Here is a 25,376-nt window from a genome sequence, read left to right as displayed (position 1 = left end):
CTGCGCGAGCAGCTATCACCCAGTAATGGGAATCCCCCTCCTGTGACGCGAAGCGCTAAGGTGGGGGAGGATGTCAAAACAAGAACTCTGCCATGAAAAACGGGAGCCAAGGCTCCCGTTTTTCATGGTTGTCAGCGTGGCAGCTTGGCGAGGAACGCCTCAAGCTCCGGTGACAATGGCGCTTCCACCTGCATCTCCCGGTCGTCCACCGGATGAGTAAAGGTGAGCTTCCAGGCGTGCAGGAACAAACGCTTTAGCCCCTGCCCTCGCATCTTTTCATCAAACCCGGCCTCACCATATTTGTCATCGCAGGCGATGGGATGGCCGGCGTGCTGGGTGTGGACACGGATCTGGTGAGTACGGCCAGTGATGGGACTGCACTCGACCAGTGTGGCCTCGGCAAACTGACGGGTAATCCGGAACCGGGTCTCGGAAGGTTTGCCATCGCTGCTGACCCGCACCACCCGCTCGCCGGATTGCAGATCATTTTTGCGAAGTGGCGCATTGACCACCTTGACGTGGGGTTGCCACTGGCCGCGCACCAGCGCCAGATACTGCTTGCGCATGGTCTTGACCCGCAACTGCTCGTGCAGGCTGCGCAGGGCACTGCGCTTCTTGGCAACCAGCAGCACGCCGGAGGTGTCGCGATCCAGCCGGTGCACCAGTTCGAGGAAACGGGCTTCGGGGCGCAGAGCACGCAGCCCTTCGATGACGCCAAAACTGAGGCCGCTGCCGCCGTGCACTGCCATGCCGGACGGCTTGTTTAGCACTATCATGGCGTCGTCTTCAAACAGGATCTGGCTCTCCAGACGCTGGATGCTGCCGAGGTTGGCAGAAGGCAACTCATTCTTCTCGGCCACACGCACGGGGGGCACCCGCACCTCGTCACCGGCACAAAGCTTGTATTCCGGTTTGATGCGCTTCTTGTTGACCCGCACCTCCCCTTTTCGAAGGATGCGATAAATCAGGCTCTTGGGGACGCCCTTTAACTGAGTCTTGAGAAAATTGTCGATGCGCTGCCCGTCATGCTCAGCTTCGATGGTGAGCAGCTGCACTTGTTGATGTATCTGTGTCATGGCGCGGATTTTAACACCGCCGACAGCCCTTGGCTGCATGCTTTGTTAAAAAATGGCGTCTTGCTATAAAAGTGGTTTAAATGGGATAATAAACAAGGTTTTGTCATTGTGTTCAAGCCTTGTACTAAGTGGCCAAAATGTATGCCACCCAATCCCGAAACACCGTGTATACAAGAACATGACGGTTCCCGGGTGCGAGGTACAACGCATGGAGAACACAAACAGAGCCGACGTAAATTGTCTCCACATCGGTATCCTTAATTCACGCCCTCTCGAGAAGGCTGAACCAGAGTGCCCTTAGTTTGCGCCTCATGCATACCCCAACCGGGAGGTTGCCCCAGCATGCTGAAGACCCGAGGCCGGCGCCGGCAGGACCCAGTGGAGGAATCAAAATGACAAAATAATGAGAACTCAATGAAAAGAATGCTAATCAACGCGACTCAGGAAGAAGAGTTGCGCGTAGCGCTGGTTGACGGACAACAGCTCTACGATTTGGATATTGAAAGTCCGGGACACGAGCAGAAAAAAGCGAACATTTACAAGGGCAAGATCACCCGAGTAGAACCCAGTCTCGAAGCTGCTTTTGTTGACTATGGCGCCGAACGCCACGGTTTCCTGCCGTTAAAGGAAATCGCCCGCAATTACTTCCCCTCCGGTTACTCCTATCAGGGTCGTCCCAACATCAAAGAAGTGGTCCGCGAAGGCCAGGAAGTGATTGTCCAGATCGACAAGGAAGAGCGTGGTACCAAGGGTGCAGCCCTCACCACCTTCATCAGTCTGGCTGGCAGCTACCTGGTGCTGATGCCGAACAACCCCCGTGCCGGCGGCATCTCCCGTCGCATCGAGGGTGACGAGCGGACCGAGCTGAAGGAAGCCCTGAGCGGACTGACCGTGCCGGACGGCATGGGCCTCATCGTGCGCACTGCCGGTGTGGGCAAGTCCCCGGAAGAGCTGGAGTGGGATCTGAACGTTCTGCTCAATCACTGGGACTCCATCCACAAGGCGTCACAACAACGTTCCGCTCCGGTGCTCATTCACCAGGAGAGCAACGTCATCGTGCGCGCCATCCGTGACTATCTGCGTCGCGATGTGGGCGAGATCCTGATCGACAACCCGGTCATCTTCGAGCGCGCCAAGTCGCATATCGAGCTGGTCCGCCCCGATTTCCTCAATCGCGTGAAGCTGTACAAGGGCGATGTCGCCCTGTTCAACCACTTCCAGATCGAGAGCCAGATCGAATCGGCCTTCCAGCGCGAAGTGCGCCTGCCCTCCGGCGGCAGCATCGTCATCGACCCGACTGAAGCACTGACCTCCATCGATATCAACTCCTCCCGCGCCACCAAGGGCGGCGATATCGAAGAGACCGCCCTGCAGACCAACCTGGAAGCAGCAGACGAGATCGCCCGCCAGCTGCGCCTGCGTGACCTGGGTGGCCTGATTGTCATCGACTTCATCGACATGACCCCGGTTCGCAATCAGCGCGAAGTGGAAAACCGTCTGCGTGAAGCTGTGCATCAGGATCGTGCCCGCATCCAGCTGGGCCGTATCTCCCGTTTCGGTCTGCTGGAGATGTCTCGCCAGCGTCTGCGTCCCTCCCTCAACGAGTCCAGCAGCCATATCTGCCCCCGTTGCCAGGGTCAGGGGGTCATCCGTGACAATGAATCCCTCGCCCTGTCCATCCTGCGTCTCATCGAAGAAGAGGCCATGAAGGACAATACCGAGCAGGTGCATGCCCAGGTGCCGGTCGATGTGGCCGCCTATCTGCTCAACGAGAAGCGTACCTCCATCGCCAATCTGGAACAGCGCAATGATGTACGTGTCTACATCATTCCGAACCAGCATCTGGAAACCCCGCACTACGAAGTGACCCGCATCCGTCAGAACGAGATCCCGGAAGCGGCCAGCTACGAGCTCAAAACCGAGATTGCCAAGCCGGTCTATCAGCCGCGCCAGGCTCAGGTAGTCGAGCGTGAACAACCGCTGCTGCAAGGGTTTGCCCCGGCTCCTCAGCCGGTTGCGCCCGCCGCCCCGGCTCCTGTTGCGACTCCCGCTCCGGTTGCAGAACAAGTCGGCTTCTTTGGCAAGCTGGCCAAGGCCTTCTCCGGCCTGTTCGGTGCCTCCTCCGATGCGGCTCCGGCCGAGGTGAAGGCGCCTGCCGACAAACCGGCCGCCCAGCGCGAAGCTCGCAAGGATGACGGGCACCGTCACCAGCGCGATGAATCCCGCAGCCGTGGTCAACGTGGTCGTCGCGACGACAACCGCGGCAGTCGCAATGCCGAGGCCGGCGAGAAGCGTGAAGGCGCAGCCAGCCGCGAGAGCAGTGATCGTAATCGTCGCCCGCGCAAAGAGCGGGAACCGCGCCAGGAACGGGAACCCCGTGGCGAAGTGCGCACCGAACAGCGCATGGAGCGTGAGCCTCGCGAACCCCGCCAGGAGCGCGAACCTCGTGCCCCGCGTCCGGCTCGTGAACCTCGCGCCCCCCGCGAACCCCGTGCCGAGGTGATCGTCGAGGAGGTTGATACCGTTGATACTGCGGTCACCAGCGCTGAACCGCGTCAGGAAAAAGAGCAAAAAGTGGCCGAGCGCCGCGAACGTCGCCAACTGCGCAAGCAGATCCGTGTCGATGTCGCCGCGACCGACACCCCTGCCCTGCCGACTGACGAGCAAATCATCGATGTCGCCGACGTGCAAGCCGCCGCTGAGCAGCAAGAAGAGCAAGGCGAAGGTCAGCGTCGTTCCCGCCGTACCCCGCGCAATCAGCGCATCGAAGGGCAACGTCGCAAGCGCATCAACGAAGAGGCTCGTGGCCAGCGTGAAGACGAAGCACAAGGTGAAGTGCAGCTGACTACCGCGGCCCAGGCCGATGCGGCTCAGGTGAAGGTGGAAGAACCGGTTGTGCCTGTCATCACCATTCCGAGCGCAGAAGCGGTTGCAGCCGCCCTGCAGGCCTCCGCCGCACTGACCGAACACGTGGTGGCTGAAGCCGTTGCTGAGGAAGCGGCAGAGCAGGCACTGGCAGCCCAGGCTGTGGACGCGCCCTCCACTGACGAAGTTGAGCAGGTTGCGCAAGCAGACGCTGAACCCGTCGCCGAAGTGGCAGTTGTCGAACCCGAGATGGTCGAACCTATCGTCGACACCGCCTCTCATGACAAACCTGTCGCCGTGATCGACGCTGTCGAGCAGACCCAGCAAGTGGAGGCCATCCCAGAAGAGGTTGCACCGGTTGCTGAAGCGGCACCTGTCGCGATCGCTGAGGAGACGGCCACCGCCGAAGCGGAGGTCGTCGAGATGCCGGCTGCCGTGGTGCAAACCGAGCCAGCAACCAGCCCCGAAGTGAAGGTCAGCAAGGGTGCCGGTGTATTGGCCCGTGCCCGCAAGGCTTATGCCCCCATGGCAACGCCGGCTGCGGCTCCTGCCCCGACACCCCGTGAACCCGTGGAGTACGCTCCCCTGGTACGCAGCGAAGTCGTGACTTCCGGTCGCCACGGTGGCAGCACCGCTGCCAGCAACGTGGCAACCAGCCCAGCCGGTCGCCCCTGAGCAGACTCGTTAGTCTGAATAAAGAGCCACACATTGTGTGGCTCTTTTTTTATCTCTTTTTTTGGGCTGACATCGCCTTGCTCTCCCCCCTGTCCGTTCTTCGATATCCGCCGCTTTCCCGATGTTCAGCGACCACACACAGTCCAAACAAGACGTGAATAACACACCAGACAGAGAATTCATCTCTGTCAAAGCATCACGACATGCTCTGCTTTGTCGACAGGTCCGTGCATTGACAGCATATGAAGCCATTGGCAAACAGTCTGGCAGCGTTCCCCTTTGGTAGCACAGTCGGTGTGTTCAGTGGTGGCTGAGACAACCCAGGTTGAACGGGAATGCCAGACATAGGGCAACCTGTGGCGCTCTTCACTCTCATCATTTCTGGTGAGGATCATAGACCCGTTGAACGCCCTCCCTTCAGCTTCACGTGCAAGTGTTAGCTCGTAACAAGGATGCTGCCCTCACTGTGCACAACAGGGTGGTTCAGGGATGTAGAGAAACAAGGAGGTGATAGATATTGCTGTTCAACTGCTTGTCTGATGGCATATAGCCATCGCTCATTGAACTATTGCCGTATGACGTGACATTCACCAGGCAACAAAAAAGGGCCCGAAGGCCCTTGTTTCATTTCCAATGACTGTCGCGCTTATCCGCCAAAGAGATGGTTGTTCAGCAGGAAGAGACCGCCGGAGAGCAGCATGGTGAGCGGCAATGTCAGCACCCAGGCCAGCAGAATGGTCTTGATGGTCTGGCTCTGCAGGCCGGACTTGTTGGCCACCATGGTCCCCGCCACCGCAGAGGAGAGAATGTGGGTGGTGGACACCGGCATCCCGGTCAGACTCGCAATCCCGATGGACGCGGCGGCCGTGATCTGGGCTGCAATGCCTTGGCTGTAGGTCATGCCGGAGGAACCGATCTTCTCCCCTACCGTGTAGACGATACGACGCCAGCCCACCATGGTGCCGCAACCGAGCGCCAGGGCGATGGACACGATGACCCAGGTCGGCGCATATTCGGCCGTTGCGGTCAGATCCTTGCGCCATTTGGCGAGATCGGTCAGCTCCTTGGCCGGCAGTGGCAACTTGGAGACCTTGCGGGCAGTGTCGTCGATGCACAGCAGCAGACGACGCACCTCGCGGCGATCCACCAGGTTCATCTCCTCGTAGGTGCGCACCTGGCCCAGACGCTTGTCGAGGGTCGCCATGGCCTGCAGGGCCTCCCCTGCCGCACAGTGACTCATCAGCTCTTCCTGGGCTTTGGCAGGCACACTGAAGTTCACCAGATGGGAAACCTGTTCCTGGTTACGCTGGTAGATCTCCATGATGCGCTGGTTGGCATCCTGGGTTCTGTCCAGATCATAGGAGCGGCTGTTCATGTCCAGCGCAAAATAGGCAGGTGCCATGCAGATCAGCACCAGCATCACCAGACCGATGCCTTTCTGACCATCGTTGGAGCCGTGCACGAAGCTCACCCCCATCGCGGAGCAAATCAGTGTGACACGGGCCCAGAACGGTGGATGCTTCTTGCCGTCCACCAGCAGGCGCTCTTCCGGGGTCTTGTGGATCTTGCTGCCAAGCCATACGCGCTTCATGGCGAACAGCAGCAAGGCGGCAATGATGAAGCCCACGGTGGGAGAGATGATGAGAGAGAGCATGATGTCGATGGCTTTGCCGACGTTGATACCCTCTTTCAGGGGTTGATGGCTGATCAGGGCATAGGCGCCGCCAACCCCCAGGATGGAACCGATCAGGGTGTGGGAGCTGGATGCCGGAATGCCGAAGTACCAGGTTCCCAGGTTCCAGACGATAGCCGAGAACAGCAGGGAGAACACCATGATCAGACCCTGGGTGGAGTCCATGCCAAGCAGCAGATCGATGGGCAGCAGGTGAACGATGGCGTAGGCCACCCCCAATCCACCCAGCATGACACCGGCGAAATTGAACAGACCGGAAGCCACCACCGCCATATGAGCCGGCATCGCCTTGGTATAGATAACCGTTGCTACCGCGTTGGCGGTATCGTGAAAGCCGTTGATGAATTCATAGGCCAGCACAAAAAAAACGGCCAATACCAAACCGATTGACCACCACAAACCCAAACCACTAAACATTTCAAACATAAAAACGAACCTGTTTATGAGTTGCGGCGGATTATGCCAGAAGGCTCGATGCGCCATACCCGTTGTTGAAATATTTCAGCAAAAAAAAAAAAGGGCATTCCGTCAGAAAATGTCTTAGGGCCTGTAGGAACGGGGCTTGTCGAGGATTAATTTAAGTCCATTCCATTGCTGTGGATAGGCGCCAATCAAAGCCTGAGCATAGCTCGATGTCCCGAAAAAGGCCGTTTTCAACCCGCTCGGCACGTCCGTTTCCTTTTGTCAGATATAAAAGAGGGTGCCCTGGCACCCTCCTCGATAGACAAGCCGCACGGTGCGCAGATCAATCCTGGTTGATCCGGCTGGCCACAGCCCCTTGCTGACTCTTGTATTTGGCATTTTCCCGTTTGTTGTACGGGCGAGCCGCGGTACCTGACAGCATCTCGAAGTTCAGAGCACCGATCTTCATCTTGGGACGCAGGGCCAGAGGCAACTTGCCGCCGTTGTAAAACTCCAGCACGATGCGACCGGACCAGCCCGGATCGATGCGGTGGGCGGTGACGTGTACCATGAGGCCGAGGCGCGCCAGGGAGGAGCGACCATCCAGCCAGCCGACGATATCGGCGGGCAAGGTAACCGATTCATAGGTCACCGCCAGCGCCAGCTGACCCGGGTGCAGATAGAAGGCTTCACCGTCCGGCACGTGGATCTCCTCGCTCATCACCCGCTCGATGGCATCGGCCATCTCGGCACTGGTACCGCCAAGGTCGATGTAAGGCGCGGTATGATCGCGAAACACCCGAAACTCGTTGCCCAGCAGCACATCGACGCTGACGCCGCTGATCCGCTCAACACCGGGCCGCGGCTCGATGACGATCTTGCCTTCATCCAGGTGCCGTTCGATATCGGTATCACAAAGACGCATTCTGCGACTCTCCTGACAAAAGATTCATTAAAAAAAGCCGGGCATCACCCGGCTTGTTTTCTCTCAACCAATCAACATATGGCGGATACGCGCCTTGAGCATGTCGATGGCGATGCGGTTCTTGCCGCCACGGGGCACGATCACGTCGGCATACTGCTTGGACGGGTCGATGAACTGCATGAACATGGGACGCACAGTCTTCTGATACTGCTTGAGCACGGAGTCCATGGTACGACCGCGCTCCTGCACATCGCGCACCAGACGGCGCAGCAAACAGATGTCGAGCGGGGTATCCATGAAGATGGAGGCGTCCATCAGTTCGCGCAGGCGGCTGTCGGTCAACAGCAGTATCCCTTCGAGGATGATTACACGGCGCGGTGCAAAGGTGGTGACCTCGGTCATGCGCGTGTGCTCGGTATAGGAGTACTGGGGGATGTTGACTGCCTCCCCTTGCGTCAGCTGGGTCAGATGCTGCACCAGCAGATCGTGATCCAGGGCATTGGGGTGGTCATAGTTGGTCTTGACCCGCTCTTCCATGGTCAGGTGGGTCTGATCACGGTAGTAGCAATCCTCGGTGATCACACCAATCTGACCCGCTCCCAGCTCGGCCACCAGCTCTTCATAGATGGTTTGGGCGATAAGACTCTTGCCGGACGCGGATGCACCAGCAATACCGATGATCACGCAGGAATGTTGAGTATCAGACATTGAAAATACCTAAAGAGAAGAGCACTGGGGATTGTTTAAACCGATCCATTATATGAAAAAGGGGTGGCCATGCCCACCCCAAATCCGTCCCCCTTGGCCGAACGCCGATTATTCGTCCAGCGCCACCGTGTAGAGCGGGGTCGCAATCGGTTTTGCGCTGAAATAGAGCTCGGCCCCTACCCGGCGAGCCAGTTTCAGGTAAGTCTGTGACAGCTCGCCATCCGGCGCACCGAACACGGTGGGGCAGCCTTCATCCATGTGCTGGCGAATGTCGATATGCAGCGGCAGCTGACCAAGCAGCGCCACGTGATACTGCTCCGCCATCTTTTGGCCACCGCCTGTACCGAACAACGGCTCGTGATGCCCGCAGGCACTGCAGACGTGGTAACTCATGTTCTCGACGATACCAAGCACAGGCACATTGACCTTGTTGAACATGGCGATCCCCTTGCGGGCATCTGCCAGCGCCACATCCTGGGGCGTCGTGACGATCACCGCCGCCGTGGTGGGCACCTGCTGGGCCAGCGTCAGCTGGATATCGCCAGTGCCCGGGGGCATGTCCACCACCAGGTAGTCCACCTCGCCCCAGCGGGTCTCGTGCAGGATCTGCCCGAGTGCCTTGCTCGCCATGGGACCGCGCCAGATGGTGGCATCCTGCTCGGCCACCAGATAACCGATGCTGTTGCTCTTGATGCCGCAGGCCATCACCGGCTCCATCAACTTGCCATCAAAGCTGACAGGGCGCTCCTTTAGGGTCCCCGTCATGGTCGGGATGGAGGGGCCATAGATGTCCGCATCCAGCAGGGCAACCCGCGCCCCCTCTTTTTGCAGCGCCAACGCCAGGTTGACCGCGGTAGTGGACTTGCCCACCCCTCCCTTGCCAGAGGCAACCACCAGGATATTGCGGATCCCCTGCACCGCCGCCAGTTGCTGCGCGCGGGGCATGCTGGCCACGTCTATCTCCCCCGTCCAGTCGATGCGGGTCGCACCGGTGACGCTGCGCAGCCGGGAATCGAACTCCTCTTTGATCTGTTCAAAGAGGGACTGGCCGGCAAAGGGCAGCACCAGCGTGATGGCCAGGGTCTGTTCGTGCCGCTCGACGGAACGCACAAAACCGGCCGCGACCAGATCCTTGCCCCATCCTGCCGGCTTAAATTCGGCCAGGATCTGTTTTACTGAATCAATCACCATTAACTCCCCATTATGTTGTCGTTATCCTGAGGTGAACGGTTACCGCACATAAATCAGTGGCTTGCCGACGTCATCGTGATGCCGCCAGTCAGGGCACTGGGGGCCACAACCCTAGGCAGGCCGCCCCCAATTCGGGTAACATGCACGGCACTGTATCATCCCAACAGGCACATAAAGAACGTATTATGGCAACTGATCCTCGTAGAATGCTGGTAACCTGCGCCCTCCCCTATGCCAACGGCTCCATCCATCTCGGCCACATGCTGGAACACATACAGGCCGATATCTGGGTTCGTTATCAGCGAATGCGTGGCCATCAGGTGCATTTCGTCTGTGCCGACGATGCCCACGGCACGCCCATCATGCTCAAGGCTCAGCAGATGGGGATCTCGCCGGAAGAGATGATTGCCGCCGTCTCCCAGGAGCACCAGGGGGATTTTGCCGGTTTCAACATCAGCTTCGACAACTACCACTCTACCCACAGCGACGAGAACCGCGAGCTGGCGGGCGTGATCTATGGCCGTCTCAAAGAGTCCGGCAAAATCAAGATCCGCACCATCTCTCAACTGTTCGATCCGGAAAAATCCATGTTCCTGCCGGATCGCTTCGTCAAGGGCACCTGCCCCAAGTGCAAGTCCCCCGATCAGTACGGTGACAACTGCGACAGTTGCGGCGCGACCTACAGCCCGACCGAGCTGATTGATCCGAAATCCGCCGTCTCCGGTGCGACCCCGGTGATGAAGGACTCCGAGCACTACTTCTTCGACCTGCCCCAGTTCGAAGCCTGGCTCGCCGACTGGGTACGCGGCTCCGGCGCCATCCAGGAAGAGATGGCCAACAAGATGCAAGAGTGGTTCGAAAGCGGCCTGCAGCAGTGGGACATCACCCGTGACGCCCCCTACTTCGGCTTCGAAATTCCCGGAGCCCCCGGCAAGTACTTCTATGTCTGGCTGGACGCCCCCATCGGCTACATGGCGTCGTTCAAGAACCTGTGCAACAAGCGCGGCGACATCGACTTCGACAGCTACTGGAAAGCGGACTCCGACGCCGAGCTCTATCACTTCATCGGCAAGGACATCGCCTACTTCCACTGCCTGTTCTGGCCGGCCATGCTGGAAGGCGCGAACTTCCGCAAGCCGACCAAGGTCAACGTGCACGGCTATGTGACCGTCAACGGCGCCAAGATGTCCAAGTCCAAGGGCACCTTCATCAAGGCGTCCACCTATCTCAAGCACCTGGATCCGGAGTGCCTGCGTTACTACTACGCCGCCAAGCTCAACAGCCGCATCGACGATCTGGACTTGAACCTCGAAGACTTCGTCTCCCGCGTCAACGCCGATGTGGTCAACAAGCTGGTCAACCTGGCCTCTCGCAACGCCGGCTTTATCGCCAAGCGTTTTGACGGCAAGCTGGCCGCCACCTGCGCCGAGCCCGCACTCTACGCCGAGTTTGCCAGCGCCAGCACCAGCATCGCCGAAGCCTATGAAGCGCGCGAATTCAGCCGCGCCATCCGCGAGATCATGGCCCTGGCCGACAAGGCCAACCGCTATGTGGACGACAAGGCTCCCTGGGTCATCGCCAAGCAGGAAGGGGAGGATGCCGAGCTGCAAGCCGTCTGCTCCGTCGGCATCAACCTGTTCCGCGTGCTGATGGCCTACTTGAAGCCCGTCATGCCGCAGCTGGCCGAGCGCGCCGAAGCCTTCCTTGGAGAGACCCTGACCTGGGACGGCATCGCCGCCCCTCTGGTCGACCACGGCGTCGCCCCCTTCAAGGCGCTCTTCTCCCGCATCGAGTCCGCCAAGGTGGATGCCATGGTGGAAGCGTCCAAGGAAGATCTCGCCAAGGAGCAGAGCAAGAAGCCGGCAGGCCCCCTGGTGGACGATCCCATCAGCGAGACCATCACCTACGACGACTTTGCCAAGATTGACCTGCGGGTGGCGCTGATCAAGAAAGCCGAAGCGGTGCCGGAAGCCGAGAAGCTGCTGAAGTTGCAACTGGATATCGGCGGCGAAACCCGTCAGGTCTTTGCCGGTATCAAGTCCGCCTACAACCCGGAAGATCTGGAAGGCAAGCTGACCGTGATGGTGGCCAACCTGGCCCCGCGCAAGATGCGCTTTGGTATGTCCGAAGGCATGGTGCTGGCGGCAGGTCCGGGCGGCAAGGATCTCTGGATCCTCGAGCCCCAGGAAGGTGCCCAGCCGGGCATGCGCGTGAAGTAATACGCCCCTTCCCGGACAGTCCCAATAAAAAAGAGAGGCCAATGGCCTCTCTTTTTTTACCTTGTGGGGTGCTTACTGCCCGCTCTGCAGCAATGCCATCCGAAGGCCGACCAGCTCAGCCTGATGGCAATCCAGTTGCAGTAGTTGGCAGCGGATCTCTGTTTTCAGGGCTCGCCGTTGCTGGCCTCGCCCCGTTTCGCCCCCAAGGCGTCTGAGCCATTGGCGCCTGTCCTGCAATTGCCCAAGCCGCTCCTGCCAGCTCACCAGCATGGACAACCAGGCCGGATCCCCTCCCCCCTGTGCCGTCAGCAGCTCCATCCCGTAGCGCGCCTGTTTCAGCACCAGACGCAGCCGGTGCCAGCACCGAAGTTTCGCCCTGATGCCCACAGGAAGGGAGGTGGTCTTCGCCAGTGCATCCGACAGTGACAGCGCCAGATACAGCCGAAACAGCGGCAAGAGATCGACACCGACGGGTACCTCTTCCAGTCGGGCCAGCCAACGGGCCAGCGGGCCGGTCAACAGGGGGACCCGTGACAAGCGGTTCTGCCGAAGCGAGCCACCATGATGCTGCGCATAGACCTGGGCATCACGCAGGGCGGAGAGCGTGCCGACGGCACGGGTCAATCGCCGCTCCAGCTCGGGCTCATGAATCAGGGGTCGCCACAGGGCGAGCAACGCCAGCAGGCGGCGGGCCGCTATCCGGTAGGCATGCACCTCTTCCATCCCCTTGTGCTGGCGCAGTGCCAGGGTCGCCCCCCGATATTGCCCAACGAGCCGGTTGGCCTGCGCAATCCCGCTCTCCCCCATGAACCCTCCGGCTAGTTGGTATGAAAACCGGTTCCGGTGGGTGGCAACGCCTGGGTGCACTCCATTCGGGTGACGGTGGCGGTTCGGGGCCCGTGCTCAAGCCAGCCCAGCATCATCTGTACCTTCTGTTCGGGACCAGCAATCAGGATTTCCACCGAGCCATCTTCCAGGTTGTAGGCATGCCCCCGCAGCCCCAGTTGCAGCGCCCGCTCCCGGGTGAAGTAGCGAAACCCCACTCCCTGAACCTGACCCCACACCCGCACGACAAACGATTGCTCTCCCATTTATCACACCTTTTCCTTAAGTAATTTTTCCCCGGGGCGATAATGAGCGCGACACTCTCTTCCCCTTGCAGGACGCAATACCATTATGAAAGAAGTAAAGTTTCGGTGGGTTGACCGTTATCTCATTCACCTCACGATCAGCGAGAAATTTCTCATCACCTTCTGGTGCCCCCTGGTGTTCATCGCCTTCCTCACCTGGTATCTGCTGGCCGACGGCCATGATCAGGCGATGCAGCTCAGAGTGGATCAGCTAAAAGGGCGGGTCGAGACCACGGCCCAGCTGGTGAGCCAGCAGCCGACCCTTACCCTGCCCGCGGATCTCGTACTCACGCCTGGCGCCGCCACAGGCCTTAGCCAGCAGGGGGACATCTTTCGCTATGGCGCCAGCGCAGGTCAGGCGGGCGTCGTCTCCGGCACCCTGGATACGAGTCACTACGCCCTCTGGGATGGCCAGGGCACTACCCTGACCATCATCGCGGTGCTGGCCGCCCTGCTGGCCCTCATCACCCACTATCTGATGACCTTCGTCTCGGGGGCCCTCTACTCCACCAACAAGGCATTGCAGACGGTGGCGAACGGCGATCTCACCTTCCGGCTCAACTTCTTTCCGGTGCGGGACGAGTTCTCCATTCTGGCGGGCAGTATCGACACCTTCACCGACCGCCAGCACAAGATAGTGCAACTGGTGGAAGAGTCCGCCGATGCCCTTACCCTGGCCGCCGACGAATTTCGCGAGCATGCCAGCGACGGCGAGCAGCTTGCCCGCGCCCAGCGACAGCACATGGACTCCCTGGCCGCCGCCATGGAGCAGATGTCCGCCGCCATCCGGGAAGTGGCCCGCAACGCCAATGACACCCTGCTGCAAACCCGCCAGTCCAGCGACGAGGCGACTCACGGGGCACAGCGGGTGGCACGCACCATCACCGCCATCCGCACCCTGGCGGACGAGATTGGCAATGCCTCGGGCGCGGTCGAACGGTTGACTCACAACGCCAATCGCATCAACGAAGTGGTCAACGTCATCAACGCCATCTCCCAGCAAACCAACCTGCTGGCCCTCAACGCCGCCATCGAGGCCGCCCGGGCTGGTGAACAGGGACGCGGCTTTGCGGTGGTGGCCGACGAGGTGCGCACCCTCGCCAGCCGCACCCAACAGGCCACGGTAGAGATCCAGCAGATGATCGAGGAGCTCCAGGCCGGGACCGGGGCGCTCAACGACATCATGGAGAAGACGGTGGGGCGCGCGGCCGACAGCCAGCAGCTCATCACCGAGGTGGGCATGGACATCGAGCGGCTCAGCAACCACAGCGATGCGGTCCTGGAGATGAGCACCCAGATCGCCACCTCCAGCGAAGAGCAGAGTTCGGTGGCAGAGGAGATCACTCGCAACCTCGACAAGGTGCGCCACGAGGCGAGCCGGGTGGAGGAGTCCGCCAGCGCGGCGGTCGCCGGCACCACCGGCCTCAAGGGAACCGCCAATGAACTCGGTCAGGCGCTCACCGGCCTGCGGTTCTGACCCCCTCCGGCAGGCCATCCTCCAGATGGCCTGCCATGTCTGGGCCAGGCGCTGGGGACGTGCTAAACAGCCCGTCCGACCCTGACCGCGTGTGGATGCACGGATCCCGGTAGACGCGGCTTGCGTGCCTACCCTCACAGCCCCTACTATATGCCCCCTTCTTTTCTACCATCGGCAACTACCCATGAGCGCTTCCATCTATCTCGTCAAAGGCCGCGAAAAATCCCTGCTGCGTCGCCACCCCTGGATCTTCTCCAAGGGCATTGAGCGGGTGCAGGGCAACCCCGTTGACGGCGATACCGTCGAGATCTTCACCCATGACGGCAAATGGCTCGCCCGTGGTGCCTGGTCCGGCAGCTCCCAGATCCGTGCCCGGGTCTGGACCTTCGACAAGGATGAGAGCGTCGATCTCGACTTCTTCATCCGTCGCCTCAAATACGCCCAGGAGTCCCGTGACGGGCTCATCAAGCGTCAGGGCCTCACCGGCTATCGCCTCTGCGCCGCCGAATCCGACGGTCTGCCGGGCCTCACCATCGACCGCTACGCCGACTTCCTGGTGTGCCAGATCCTCTCCGCCGGTGCCGAGTTCCAGCGTGAGCTGATAACGCAAGCCCTGCGTACCCTCTACCCCGAGTGCAGCATCTATGAGCGCTCCGACGTGGCCGTGCGCAAGAAGGAAGGGTTGAAGGAGCGCACCGGCGTCATTCATGGCGAGACCCCGACCGACCCCGTGGTGATCGAGGAGAACGGCGGCGTCAAGATCCTGGTCGATATTCGCAACGGTCACAAGACGGGTTTCTATCTGGATCAGCGGGATAACCGCCTTGCCGCAGCGAAATACACTGAAGGCAAGCGGGTGCTCAACTGCTTCTGCTACACCGGCGGTTTCGGGGTCTATGCCCTCCAGGGCGGTGCCAAGGAGGTAGTCAACGTCGATCTCTCCCAGAATGCGCTGGACATCGCCCGCCAGAACGCCGAACTGAACGGTCTCGATACCAGCAACACCCAGTTCGTGCGTCACGACGTCTTCAAGCTCTTGCGCGAATATCGCGAGAAGGGCGAGAAGTTCGATGTCATCGTGCTGGACCCACCCAAGTTTGCCGAGAGCAAGGCCCAGCTGCTGGGCGCCTGCCGCGGCTACAAGGACATCAACATGCTGGCGTTCCAACTGCTGGCGCCGGGTGGCGTGCTCTTGACCTACTCCTGCTCCGGCCTGATGGAGCAGAGCCTGTTCCAGAAGATAGTGGCCGATGCGGCCCTCGATGCCGGTCGCGATGCCCAGATCCTGGAGCTGCTCTCCCAGGCATCTGATCACCCCATCGGTACCGCCTATCCGGAAGGCTTCTACCTCAAGGGGCTGGTGGTGCGCGCCCGCTAAGCCGAGCAGACCAGCGCTGCCCCCCTTGTCCCCGGTTCCAGATCCGGGCCAGGACTGGGTTCTGCTAGTCATCAAAAAGCCCGCGATCGTAGCGCAATGCTGTTCACTTAAGAGAATTTGAGTTCCAGTCCACGTAGTATCAGGGCTAAAAATGAGGGAGGCATGATGCCTCCCTCTTTCTATTGCAAGCCACGCTGGATAAAGGCTGAAGGAACATCGACTGGAAACAGCCTTGCTCCCCCAACTCAAGTCGCATTTATGAATAATTAGTCAAAAATGTGCTTATCTGAACAGCATTGCGCGATCGTAGCGGGCTTTTTTTATGCAGCGCCAAAGAGACAACCTCCCCCCGACTTTGCCACCAACAGCGATTGTGGCCCCCATCCCTCCTCTTCGACTGACGACTGCCATCTTCAATCAAAGGTTGCCGCATCGTTAACCCGATTCTCATCTCTCTTTCACTACACAACCCACCAGCAGAGACATGCCCGGCATTTTTTTATGCAAAAGCATGAAATATTACGCATCAACATTCAAAAATCCTCGGGGAAATATCAGCCATAAACGCATACCCACTCATTTGAATGAATATTGCTGTTTTCCCCTGCAATGGATCACGCCATGCCCCTGTCCGCCTCGCACATTGCCTGGGACGACAATACTCGCCCACCACAAGTCATCCCGCTCAATCACGCGCCGGCGCGCCCAGCGGGAAGTAGTGTCGAAATGGCCTCGCCTCCTCCACCACCCGCACGATGGAGGGATGATTGAGCAGACGGGCGCGATAGGCACGCAGACGGCCATAGCCAGCCGGGATCTCGTGGGCCCAGTCGGCGTAGAAGAGCGAGGGGGCTGCGGCGCAATCGGCCAGCGTAAAGTCTGCGCCGGCAATCCAGTGGCGTCCTTCCAGTCGCTGATCAAGCCAGGGGTAGATCTGATTGAGCAGCTCGCGGGCCTCCACTACGCCATAGCGGTCGCGATCAGCGGCCGGGCGCATTGCATCCAGCACCACTTTTTGCATCGGCGTCATCACATAGTTGTCGAAGACGCGATCCAGCATATGCACCTCCAGACCCGCATCGCCAGGCGGGATCAGGCTGACGGGGCCCGGATGGTGCGCCTGCAGATGGGCGACGATGGTGCTGCTCTCGAGGATGCAGCGACCATCATCCAGCAACATCGGGAAGCGCTTGAGTGGCCAGAGGGCGGCAAGTTCGGCGCTCGCCTCCGGCTCTTCGAGATTCCGGTACTCGAACAGGGTGGTATTCTCGTAGAGAGCGATCAGCACTTTCTGGCTGTAGGAAGAAAAGGGGTGGGCATAGAGTTTCATGGGGATGTTCCTGACGCTCAGAGGGATGACTTCCCTAGTCTAGATCCCCTCTCTATTTTCGATGCGTCCCTATCCCATGCTGGTTTTAGGATGATAAACGCCCATTCATGACGGCAATCACACTCGTATGACTCTCTTTTAGGTAGGGTGATCCCGCCTGTGGCCGCCAAGCCGGGGCAGCCGACTCATCAGGGTTGATGAGCGGCACCACAACAAAAATTGATGTCAGGCCAAGCTGAACATCATCAAGGATCCCGTCATGAATCAATCATTGCCGCTGTTGACGCCGCTGCGGGACATCGCTGCCCTGATGGTGGTGCTGTTCCACGCCCGCTTGCTGCTCTTTCCCCAGTGGATGGAGTCGATCACCGGCCACACCCAACTCATCGAGAACGGCTACCTCTGGGTCGATCTCTTCTTTATTTTGAGCGGGCTGGTGCTGGCCCACGTCTACGGGGAGGCTTTCACCCGCTCGCCCCACACCGTGAGTTATGGTCGCTTCCTCTGGCTGCGGCTCACCCGGGTGTATCCCCTCTACCTAGTGACCCTGCTGCTGCTGGTAGGCTGGGAGCTCTACAAGGCCCACCACGGGATTGGCTTCTACGCCGGTCCCCTGTTCAAGATGTGGGAGTGGGAAGGAATGCCTCCGTTCGGCTCACCCTTTACCCCGGCCGAGGCGCTGCCAAGCAGCCTGTTGCTGCTGCAGGTGGTGACCGATCACGGATTGACCTGGAACTTCGCCGCCTGGTCGCTCAGCGTGGAGTGGATTAGCTATCTGCTGTTTCCACTGCTCATTTCCCTCGCCGTCACCCGCAGCCGCTGGAGCAACCTCGCCCCTTTGCTGGCCCTGACGGTGCTGGCCTTTATCGTGCACAGCCGGGGTACCCTGGATGTCACCAGCGGAGCGCTGGCCATCGGGCGCGGGGTGAGTGAATTCGTGCTCGGCCTCTGGCTGCTGCCCAAGGTGAAGGCTGCCCGCCAGTGGCCCATGATGCAGCGGGATCTGCCGCTGCTGCTCGCCTTTTTGCTCCCCTTCGCGCTGATGCAGTTCACCATGACGCCGCAGCTGACCCTGCTGCTGATCAGCGCCTACGTGTTGCTGATCTGGATTGCCGCCTGCCAGGGCGATCGCCAGAGCCCGCTGCTGCGCCTCCTGGACAACCGCTTCACCAACTGGCTGGGGGATCTCTCCTACTCCATCTACCTGCTCCACGCCCTGGTGTTGCTCACCGGCTGCGAGCTTGTCCACTCTCTGGCGCCGGGGCTCACCGCGTGGTGGTACGCCCAGACCAACCCCTTGCTGGGGGTGCTGGCCACCCTGTTGATGCTCGCCGTGCTGATCGGGCTCTCGGCGCTGAGCTACACCCTGCTGGAGCGGCCGCTGCAACGGCGACTGCGCCGGCTAGGCAAGGCTCCCCAACCAGTGATGGAGCAAGCTGGCTAGTTTCCGTCGCCACATGCTGCCCCGATGCAAGACCGGCACGCCGTCGGGGCGGCTCAAAGTGGGACTAGCCTGAGCAAGGCGAAGAGTACGGCTCTTTTTGAACCCGACAATCCCCTGCGCTTTGTGTGAATTACAGTTCGAATCAAGAGGGCCGTCTGTGGCATAATGGCCCGTCCTGTGGTCCTCGGCGGGGCTTCGCCGGCGCATCCTTGCCCTCCTCCCGCCCTGCCTGGCAGCCTGACATCACTGTGTTCACAGGCCGCCAGGGCCACCCTATTTTTGCGCGCACATTTGACGGCGCCGCAGCAGTTATTGGCACACACAAGTCTGCCCACACAAGGGGAAAGCATGTCTTCCATTCGTCTGACCCAATACAGCCACGGCGCTGGCTGTGGCTGCAAAATCTCCCCCAAGGTGCTCGACACCATCTTGAAGAGCCAGATCCCGGGCTTTGACGACCCCACCCTGGTGGTCGGCAACAGCAGCAAGGATGATGCCGCCGTGGTCGACATCGGCAACGGCCAGGGCATCGTCTCTACCACCGACTTCTTCATGCCCATCGTCGACGATCCCTTCACCTTCGGTCGCATCGCCGCCACCAACGCCATCAGCGACATCTACGCCATGGGCGGCAAACCCATCGTCGCCATAGCCATCCTCGGCTGGCCCGTCAACATACTCGCACCTGAAGTGGCCCAGCAGGTGATCGACGGGGGTCGCCAGGTGTGTCACGAGGCGGGCATTTCTCTGGCAGGCGGTCACAGCATCGACGCCCCCGAGCCCATCTTCGGCCTCGCAGTGACCGGTATCGTGCCACTCGACGCCATCAAGCAGAATGACACCGCCCAGGTGGGTGATGTGCTCTATCTTACCAAACCCCTTGGCATCGGCATCCTCACCACCGCCCAGAAGAAGGGCAAGCTCAAGCCCGAGCATGAGCAACTGGCCCCGGATGCCATGTGTACCCTCAACAAGATTGGCCAGCGCTTCGCCGCCTTACCCGGCGTGCACGCCATGACCGACGTGACCGGTTTTGGACTGGCAGGCCACCTGCTGGAGATGTGCGAAGGTTCCGGCGTCAGTGCCCGTCTGGACTTCAAGGCGCTGCCGCTGCTGGACGAGGTGGATTACTACCTGAGTGAGGGCTGCGTACCAGGCGGTACCCTGCGCAACTTCGACTCCTATGGTGACAAGCTGGGCGCCATGGATGATCGCACCCGCAGCATCCTGTGCGACCCGCAGACCAGCGGCGGCCTGCTGGTAGCCGTCGGTAAAGAAAGTGAAGCCGAGCTCCTTGCCATTGCCGCACAGGCAGGGCTGACCCTCTCTCCCATCGGCCAGTTGCAGGCCCGCACCGGCAACCAGTTCATCGAGGTTGTCCAATGAGTACCCTGCCACTGGCCACGGATTACGCCCGGATCTTTCTGGATGAGGTTCCACTCATCGATCTGCGCGCCCCCGTCGAGTTCAAGGAAGGGGCCTTTCCCACCGCCGTCAGCCTGCCGCTGATGACGGACGAGGAGCGTGCCCGGGTCGGTACCTGTTACAAGCAGGAGGGTCAGGCCGCAGCCATCGCCCTGGGCCATCAACTGGTGGGAGGCGCGGTGCGCGACGCGCGCATGGAAGGCTGGCTGGCCAGGTTGCGCCAGCAACCCGACGCCCTGCTCTACTGTTTTCGCGGCGGCCTGCGCTCCCAGACAGTGCAGCAGTGGCTGGCCGAGGCCGGCATCACCCGCCCCCGGGTCGCGGGCGGCTACAAGGCGCTGCGCCACTTTCTCATCGACACCCAGGCGAAGGCCAGTGCAGAGTGCGACTGGACCGTGCTGACCGGCATGACCGGCTCCGGCAAGACCCACATGCTGGCGCACATCACCCAGGCGGTGGATCTGGAAGGGCACGCCCGTCACAGGGGGTCGTCGTTTGGCCAACTGCCGGGTGGGCAACCCGGCAACATCGACTTCGAAAATCGGCTTGCCATCGAGCTGCTTCAGCGTCGCAACCGGGGAGAGTCACAGTTTGTACTGGAAGACGAGAGCCGTCTCATCGGTCGCTGCGCCCTGCCACTCAACCTTTATGAGGCCATGTGCCGGGCTCCCCTGGTGGTGGTGGAGGTGCCGCAGGAGGCACGGGCCGAGCAGATCCGCACCGATTACGTGCAGGATCTCTGGCTGCGCTATCTGGAGTTCCATGGGCCAGATGCAGGCTGGCCGCTGTTTGCCGGCTACCTCACCGACGCCATGGCCAGGCTCAAGCGCCGACTCGGTGACAAGGATTATCGCGAACTCGATGGGCTGTTGCAGGCCGCCCTCAGGGAACAGGCCCAGAGCGGGGACACCCGCGCCCATCTGGTCTGGATCAGACTGCTGCTGACTCGCTACTATGACCCCATGTACCGCTATCAGCTGGACAACAAGCGCGAGCGGATCCTGTTTCGTGGTGCCAAGGAGGCCTGCCTCGCCTTCTTCGCCAAACGCTCCCCCCTTCAGACCCCTCAGGAGAGTCCCACATGTTGAAGTTCGAGGTGATCCCGGTCACCCAGTTCGCCCAGAATTGTTCTCTTATCTGGTGTGACGAGACCCGCCAGGCTGCCCTCGTCGATCCCGGCGGCGAGGCGGACAAGCTGCTGGCCGCCATAGCCAAACGGGGGCTGACCCTCACCCATATCCTGCTGACCCACGGCCATCTGGATCATGTGGGCGCCGCCGCCGAGCTGCGCGAGAGAACCGGTGTCGCCATTACCGGCCCCCACAAGGAGGATGCCTTCTGGCTCGACATGCTGCCCCAGCAGAGTCAGATGTTCGGCTTCTCCCACACACCAGCCTTCACCCCCGATCGCTGGCTTGCACTGGGTGACAAGGTGCAGCTGGGCCGGTGCGAGCTGGATGTCTATTTCTGCCCGGGCCACACTCCGGGCCACATCGTGCTGCTCTGCCAGGCAGAACGCCTCGCCTGGGTGGGAGATGTGCTCTTTGCCGGCAGCATAGGCCGCACCGATTTCCCGCGCGGGGATCACGGGGCGCTGATCAAGTCGATCACCGAGACCCTGCTGCCGCTCGGGGATGAGATCGTCTTTATTCCGGGCCATGGCCCGAGCTCCACCTTTGGTCACGAACGGGCCAGCAATCCCTATCTGACACAGCCCATCTGGTAATCCCCCCGCTCCTCGCGGGCATCCCATTGCGCCTTGAGGCGCAAGATCTCCGGCATGATCTCGAGAAAACGGGAGAGCAGCCGGGGATCGAAGTGCTGGCCGGAGCCATCGCGCATGGTGGCCAGCACCCGGTCCAGGGGCCAGGGCTCTTTGTAGGGGCGACGTACGCTCAGGGCGTCAAAGACGTCGGCGATGGCCACGATCCGCGACGCCTCGGGGATCCCCTCGCCGGTCTCGCCGGCGGGATAGCCGGAGCCGTCCCATTTCTCGTGGTGGTGCAGGGCAATCTCCGCCGCCATGCGAAAGATGGGGGGCATCGGATCGCCTCAGGATCTCGTAACCGATGCGCGGGTGACTTCGCATGATGATCCACTCCTCCTCGGTGAGGGGACCGGGCTTCTTGAGGATGTGGTCAGGGATACCAATCTTGCCCATGTCGTGCATGGGGGCTGCCAGCCCCAGCAGATCCGACTGCTCCGGGCTCCAGCCCGCCGCATCAGCCAGGGCCCGGGCGTAAGCGGCCATGCGCCAGATATGCACCCCGGTGTCGGTGTCGTTGTAGTGGCCCGCCTCGCTCAGCATGACGATGGCGGTGCGATAGCTGCACTCGAGCTGATCGAGGCGCACCAGGGAGAGATGATTGCGCACCCGGGCACGCACCGTGCTCGGACAGACCGGCTTGTAGATATAATCCACTCCGCCCGCCTCGAACCCCTGGCTCTCGCTGTCTGCGTTGTCGCTCGCGGTGATAAAGAGCACCGGGATCCCGGCGTGAGCCGGATCGGCCTTGAGCCGGCGGCACACTTCGTAACCATCCATGTCGGGCATGCGCACGTCCAGCATGATAAGTGCCGGTTCGTGACGCCCCACGGCGGCCAACCCCTCCTCTCCCCCTTTGGCAAAGAAGAGGTTGTATTCCTCCTTGAGGATTTGCCGCAGCAACCCGAGGTTGCTCGGCTCGTCGTCGATGATCAGCACGCGCGGTCGACTCATGGCGCAGGTTCCTCCCGATCCTCCAGATAATCCTCCAGCTTGCGGGTGGCGAACGGGATATCGAACAGCTCCAGGGCTGCGCTTATCTCGCTCACTAGTTCACAAGGAAGGTGACTCCTTGCCTGGCTCAGCGCCGGCTCAATCAGATCCAGATCCTCGCTCACCAGGGCCTGATGCAGGGCGTGCAGGCAGACCTCCCGCGCTTCCCCCTGGGCCAGCGGGGAACTGACCGCGCCCGGCATAGGTATCGATGGAGTGTTGTGCACGCTCCAGGGCCTCGAGGAAGGGTGCGATAAGCTGGCTGGTGTCGCCACCCTGCTCGATGGCCTCGTTCAACTCGGCACTGATACGCGCCACATCGGTGAGTGACAGGCTCCCCGCCCCCCCCTTGAGCTTGTGGGTCAGGCTCGCGGCCGCATCGGTCTCGTGCTGGGCGATATAGTCCGGCAACACGGTACCAACCGTCATGTAGTCATCGCGAAAACGCCGCAGGTATTTAAGATAGACCGAGGCTTCACCCCAGTTGCGCAGTCCGGTATCGATATCGATGCCGGCCACCGGCTCATGGGGGAGTGGCTCGTCGCTCACTGTGAGCGGCAGGACACAGTCCGGCAGATAACGCAGCAAGGTCGCGATAAGCTGCTCCACATCGAGCGGCTTGGCGATGAAGTCGTTCATGCCAGAGGCCAGCGCCGCCTCCCGCTGATCCTTGAATACCCCTGCGGTGAGTGCCAGCACGGGAGTCTCCTCCCGCCCCGGCAGCAGACGCAGGCGACGGGTCGCCTCGTAGCCATCCATCACTGGCATCTGCACATCCATGAGTACCAGATCGATGCGCCGTGCCGGATCTGCCAGGCAGGCCAGGGCTCGCTCCCCATCGATGGCGGTGATCACCTCGGCCCCCTCCCGTTGCAACAAGCGGGTCGCCCCCTCCAGGTTGATGTCGCTGTCATCCACCAGCAGTATGTGCACGCCCGGCAGGCGCAGACGGCGCTGGCCACTCTCAAGGGGCTCCACATGCTCGCGCTTCTCGTGGATGAGACGTGCCACCGCGTTGTAGAGACTGGAGCCGGTGACCGGTTTGTGCAGCACCAGATCCACCTGATCCGAGCCGGGGCGGTGCATCAGTTCATCCTGGGAATAGGCGGTCGCCATGATGATGATGGGTGAACGCTCCTGCTGCTCGAAGGCGCGGCGAATGGCCAGGCAGGTCTCGAGCCCGTCCATGCCCGGCATGATCCAGTCGAGCAGGATCACGTCAAAACGCTCCCCCTGGCGCAGCAGATGGTGCAGCGCCTGCTCACCGGACTCCACCACCCGCGACTGCCATCCGAGGGAACCCACCGTCATCGACAGGGCGTCGCGGGTCACCTGATTGTCGTCGGCGATGAGCAGCGAGATGTGCTGCAGGCGCTCGTTCAAGGCCTCGGGCCGCTCCCCCTGCTCCAGCCGGACGCGGAATCAGAATTCGCTCCCCTTGCCAAGCTCGCTGGTGACGCCGATGTCCCCCCCATCAGATTCACCAGGCGGCGACTGATGGTCAGACCAAGCCCGGTGCCCCCGAAGCGGCGACTGGTGGAGGAGTCTGCCTGGGAGAATGCATTGAAAATGTTGGCCTGCTGCTCGGGGGGAATGCCGATCCCGGTGTCGCGCACCCGAAACAGCAAGGTGGCCATGCCGTCTTGCTCTGATTCCAGCACAACCTTGACCTCCACCTCGCCGCGTTCGGTAAACTTGATGGCATTGCCGGTCAGGTTGAGCAGCACCTGCTCGAGGCGCAGGGCGTCCCCAATCAGATGGGAAACCGGCTCGGGGGCACTGCTCACCACCAGTTTGAGGTGCTTCTGGCCAACGCAGGTGGACATGATGGCCGCCACGTGATCGAGCACCTCTTCGAGACTGAATGGCACCCGCTCAAGCTTGAGCCGACCCGACTCAATCTTGGAGAAATCGAGGATGTCGTTGATGATCCCGAGCAGCGCCTGCCCGGCCTGGTGGATTTTGCGCACCAGGGCATGCTGACCATCCTCGAGCCCTCCCTGTTCGAGCAGGTAGGTCAGCCCCATGATGGCGTTCATGGGGGTGCGGATCTCGTGGCTCATGTTGGCGATGAAATCACCTTTGACCTGTGCCAACCTGGCCGCTTCCTGCTGGGCCAGTTGCTCCTTGTGCCTGCTGCGCACCAGTGCAGCCACACCGGCACCAAACAACAGCAGCAGCACGGCGCTGGCGGCCAAGATGATCCCCCAGATATGAGTGCGAATGGCCTGCAGCTCGCTGTGCGGCACCAGGGACGCGGCTTTCCAGATCAGCTGATCATGATTCTGTGCCGGGTACAGGGTGGTCCAGCTCCAGAGTCCGTCGGCAGACTCCATCTGGCCGTTTGATGCGTCCCAGAACGCCTGCCAGGCCTGGGGAGAAGTCTGCTTCAGAGTCAGATCCGGGCGCTCGAGCATGAAGCCCCACTCCCGGGATGGGTCCGGGCTGCGCAGCCAGTATCCGTCCTGGTTGAACAGCATGATGTGATCGGCTGCCTTGCCGCGGTTGTCGGCAAACTCCTTGAGCATACGGGCAGCCTGAACGTTGATTAGCAGCAGACCAAGATCACGTCCCCCAAGGCGCAGACGCTTGGCAATGCGGATCTTGACATCCTCCCCCACCTTAGCGCTTCGCGTCACAGGAGGGGGATCCCCATTACTGGGTGATAGCTGCTCGCGCA

General features: G+C 61.0%; 18 protein-coding genes and 1 pseudogene. 8 read left to right on the top strand and 11 right to left on the bottom strand.

Translation table 11 applies throughout. The features are described 5' to 3' along the window. Window positions 1–131: 131 nt before the first annotated feature. Window positions 132–1,076: a 23S rRNA pseudouridine(955/2504/2580) synthase RluC gene (gene rluC, locus OKC30_RS09990; protein WP_201896700.1), complete on the bottom strand. Its 945-nt coding sequence runs from the start codon at window positions 1,074–1,076 to the stop codon at window positions 132–134. A 414-nt stretch (window positions 1,077–1,490) separates the two neighbouring features. Here rluC and rne point away from each other — a divergent pair, with 414 nt between their 5' ends. Then, window positions 1,491–4,616, top strand: coding sequence for a ribonuclease E (gene rne / locus OKC30_RS09985; RefSeq protein ID WP_160838120.1), 3,126 nt, complete (start codon window positions 1,491–1,493; stop codon window positions 4,614–4,616). Window positions 4,617–5,262: 646 nt separating this feature from the next. Here the strand turns inward: rne and OKC30_RS09980 are convergent. The 4 genes from OKC30_RS09980 to apbC form a co-directional block, all read right to left on the bottom strand. After that, complete coding sequence (locus OKC30_RS09980; protein WP_041211421.1) at window positions 5,263–6,735, bottom strand: inorganic phosphate transporter; 1,473 nt, start codon at window positions 6,733–6,735, stop codon at window positions 5,263–5,265. A 319-nt stretch (window positions 6,736–7,054) separates the two neighbouring features. Beyond that, window positions 7,055–7,636: a dCTP deaminase gene (dcd, locus tag OKC30_RS09975; protein ID WP_010674732.1), complete on the bottom strand. Its 582-nt coding sequence runs from the start codon at window positions 7,634–7,636 to the stop codon at window positions 7,055–7,057. 63 nt (window positions 7,637–7,699) lie between these two features. After that, window positions 7,700–8,344, bottom strand: coding sequence for a uridine kinase (gene udk / locus OKC30_RS09970; protein ID WP_010674731.1), 645 nt, complete (start codon window positions 8,342–8,344; stop codon window positions 7,700–7,702). A 108-nt stretch (window positions 8,345–8,452) separates the two neighbouring features. Continuing rightward, window positions 8,453–9,535, bottom strand: a complete 1,083-nt coding sequence (gene apbC / locus OKC30_RS09965) for an iron-sulfur cluster carrier protein ApbC (protein WP_160838118.1) — start codon at window positions 9,533–9,535, stop codon at window positions 8,453–8,455. A 185-nt stretch (window positions 9,536–9,720) separates the two neighbouring features. Here apbC and metG point away from each other — a divergent pair, with 185 nt between their 5' ends. After that, window positions 9,721–11,754, top strand: coding sequence for a methionine--tRNA ligase (gene metG, locus OKC30_RS09960; protein WP_053288196.1), 2,034 nt, complete (start codon window positions 9,721–9,723; stop codon window positions 11,752–11,754). Window positions 11,755–11,826: 72 nt separating this feature from the next. Here metG and OKC30_RS09955 read toward each other — a convergent pair whose 3' ends face one another. Both OKC30_RS09955 and OKC30_RS09950 read right to left on the bottom strand, forming a co-directional pair. Then, a complete protein-coding gene (locus OKC30_RS09955; protein ID WP_160838114.1) occupies window positions 11,827–12,561 on the bottom strand; it encodes a CHAD domain-containing protein in 735 nt (244 codons plus the stop codon). Between the two features lie 11 nt (window positions 12,562–12,572). Beyond that, entirely contained in the window at window positions 12,573–12,845 is a 273-nt protein-coding gene (locus OKC30_RS09950; RefSeq protein ID WP_010674727.1) for an acylphosphatase, read from the bottom strand. Window positions 12,846–12,930: 85 nt separating this feature from the next. On the opposite strand from OKC30_RS09950, the gene OKC30_RS09945 reads away from it, so the two are divergent. Together OKC30_RS09945 and OKC30_RS09940 are read left to right on the top strand one after the other, a co-directional pair. Beyond that, entirely contained in the window at window positions 12,931–14,361 is a 1,431-nt protein-coding gene (locus tag OKC30_RS09945) for a methyl-accepting chemotaxis protein (RefSeq protein ID WP_160838112.1), read from the top strand. Between the two features lie 184 nt (window positions 14,362–14,545). Beyond that, window positions 14,546–15,739 carry a class I SAM-dependent methyltransferase gene (locus OKC30_RS09940; protein ID WP_039039155.1) on the top strand — a complete coding sequence of 398 codons (1,194 nt, stop codon included), beginning with the start codon at window positions 14,546–14,548 and terminating at the stop codon, window positions 15,737–15,739. A gap of 685 nt (window positions 15,740–16,424) precedes the next feature. Here the strand turns inward: OKC30_RS09940 and OKC30_RS09935 are convergent. Further along, complete coding sequence (locus OKC30_RS09935; RefSeq protein WP_052815086.1) at window positions 16,425–17,069, bottom strand: glutathione S-transferase family protein; 645 nt, start codon at window positions 17,067–17,069, stop codon at window positions 16,425–16,427. Window positions 17,070–17,328: 259 nt separating this feature from the next. Here OKC30_RS09935 and OKC30_RS09930 point away from each other — a divergent pair, with 259 nt between their 5' ends. The 4 genes from OKC30_RS09930 (at window position 17,329) to OKC30_RS09915 (ending at window position 21,664) form a co-directional block, all read left to right on the top strand. Beyond that, window positions 17,329–18,513 (top strand): acyltransferase family protein, encoded by a 1,185-nt coding sequence (locus OKC30_RS09930; RefSeq protein ID WP_270809599.1) that lies wholly within the window; start codon window positions 17,329–17,331, stop codon window positions 18,511–18,513. Window positions 18,514–18,861: 348 nt separating this feature from the next. Beyond that, window positions 18,862–19,899, top strand: a complete 1,038-nt coding sequence (gene selD, locus OKC30_RS09925; protein WP_052815084.1) for a selenide, water dikinase SelD — start codon at window positions 18,862–18,864, stop codon at window positions 19,897–19,899. Then, window positions 19,896–21,026 (top strand): tRNA 2-selenouridine(34) synthase MnmH, encoded by a 1,131-nt coding sequence (gene mnmH / locus OKC30_RS09920; RefSeq protein ID WP_052815083.1) that lies wholly within the window; start codon window positions 19,896–19,898, stop codon window positions 21,024–21,026. The genes selD and mnmH overlap by 4 nt, the downstream gene beginning before the upstream one ends. Continuing rightward, window positions 21,020–21,664, top strand: coding sequence for an MBL fold metallo-hydrolase (locus OKC30_RS09915; RefSeq protein ID WP_052815082.1), 645 nt, complete (start codon window positions 21,020–21,022; stop codon window positions 21,662–21,664). Before mnmH ends, OKC30_RS09915 begins: the two co-directional genes overlap by 7 nt. On the opposite strand, the gene OKC30_RS09910 is transcribed toward OKC30_RS09915, so the two are convergent. The 3 genes and pseudogenes from OKC30_RS09910 to OKC30_RS21420 all read right to left on the bottom strand — a co-directional run. Further along, complete coding sequence (locus OKC30_RS09910) at window positions 21,640–21,945, bottom strand: HD-GYP domain-containing protein (protein ID WP_258040117.1); 306 nt, start codon at window positions 21,943–21,945, stop codon at window positions 21,640–21,642. The genes OKC30_RS09915 and OKC30_RS09910 overlap by 25 nt on opposite strands. Further along, on the bottom strand, window positions 21,842–22,657 hold the full coding sequence (locus OKC30_RS09905) for a response regulator (protein ID WP_254052380.1): 816 nt from the start codon (window positions 22,655–22,657) through the stop codon (window positions 21,842–21,844). Before OKC30_RS09905 ends, OKC30_RS09910 begins: the two co-directional genes overlap by 104 nt. Then, window positions 22,654–25,299, bottom strand: a pseudogene (locus OKC30_RS21420) (response regulator); the annotation flags it as partial. The pseudogene OKC30_RS21420 and the gene OKC30_RS09905, both read right to left, overlap by 4 nt. Window positions 25,300–25,376 lie beyond the last annotated feature (77 nt).

The sequence above is a fragment of the Aeromonas sp. QDB18 genome, from assembly GCF_027705325.1.
Lineage (GTDB): Bacteria > Pseudomonadota > Gammaproteobacteria > Enterobacterales > Aeromonadaceae > Aeromonas > Aeromonas caviae.
Note: the sequence above shows the minus strand (reverse complement) of the source record. Positions and strands in the feature narration are given on the sequence as shown.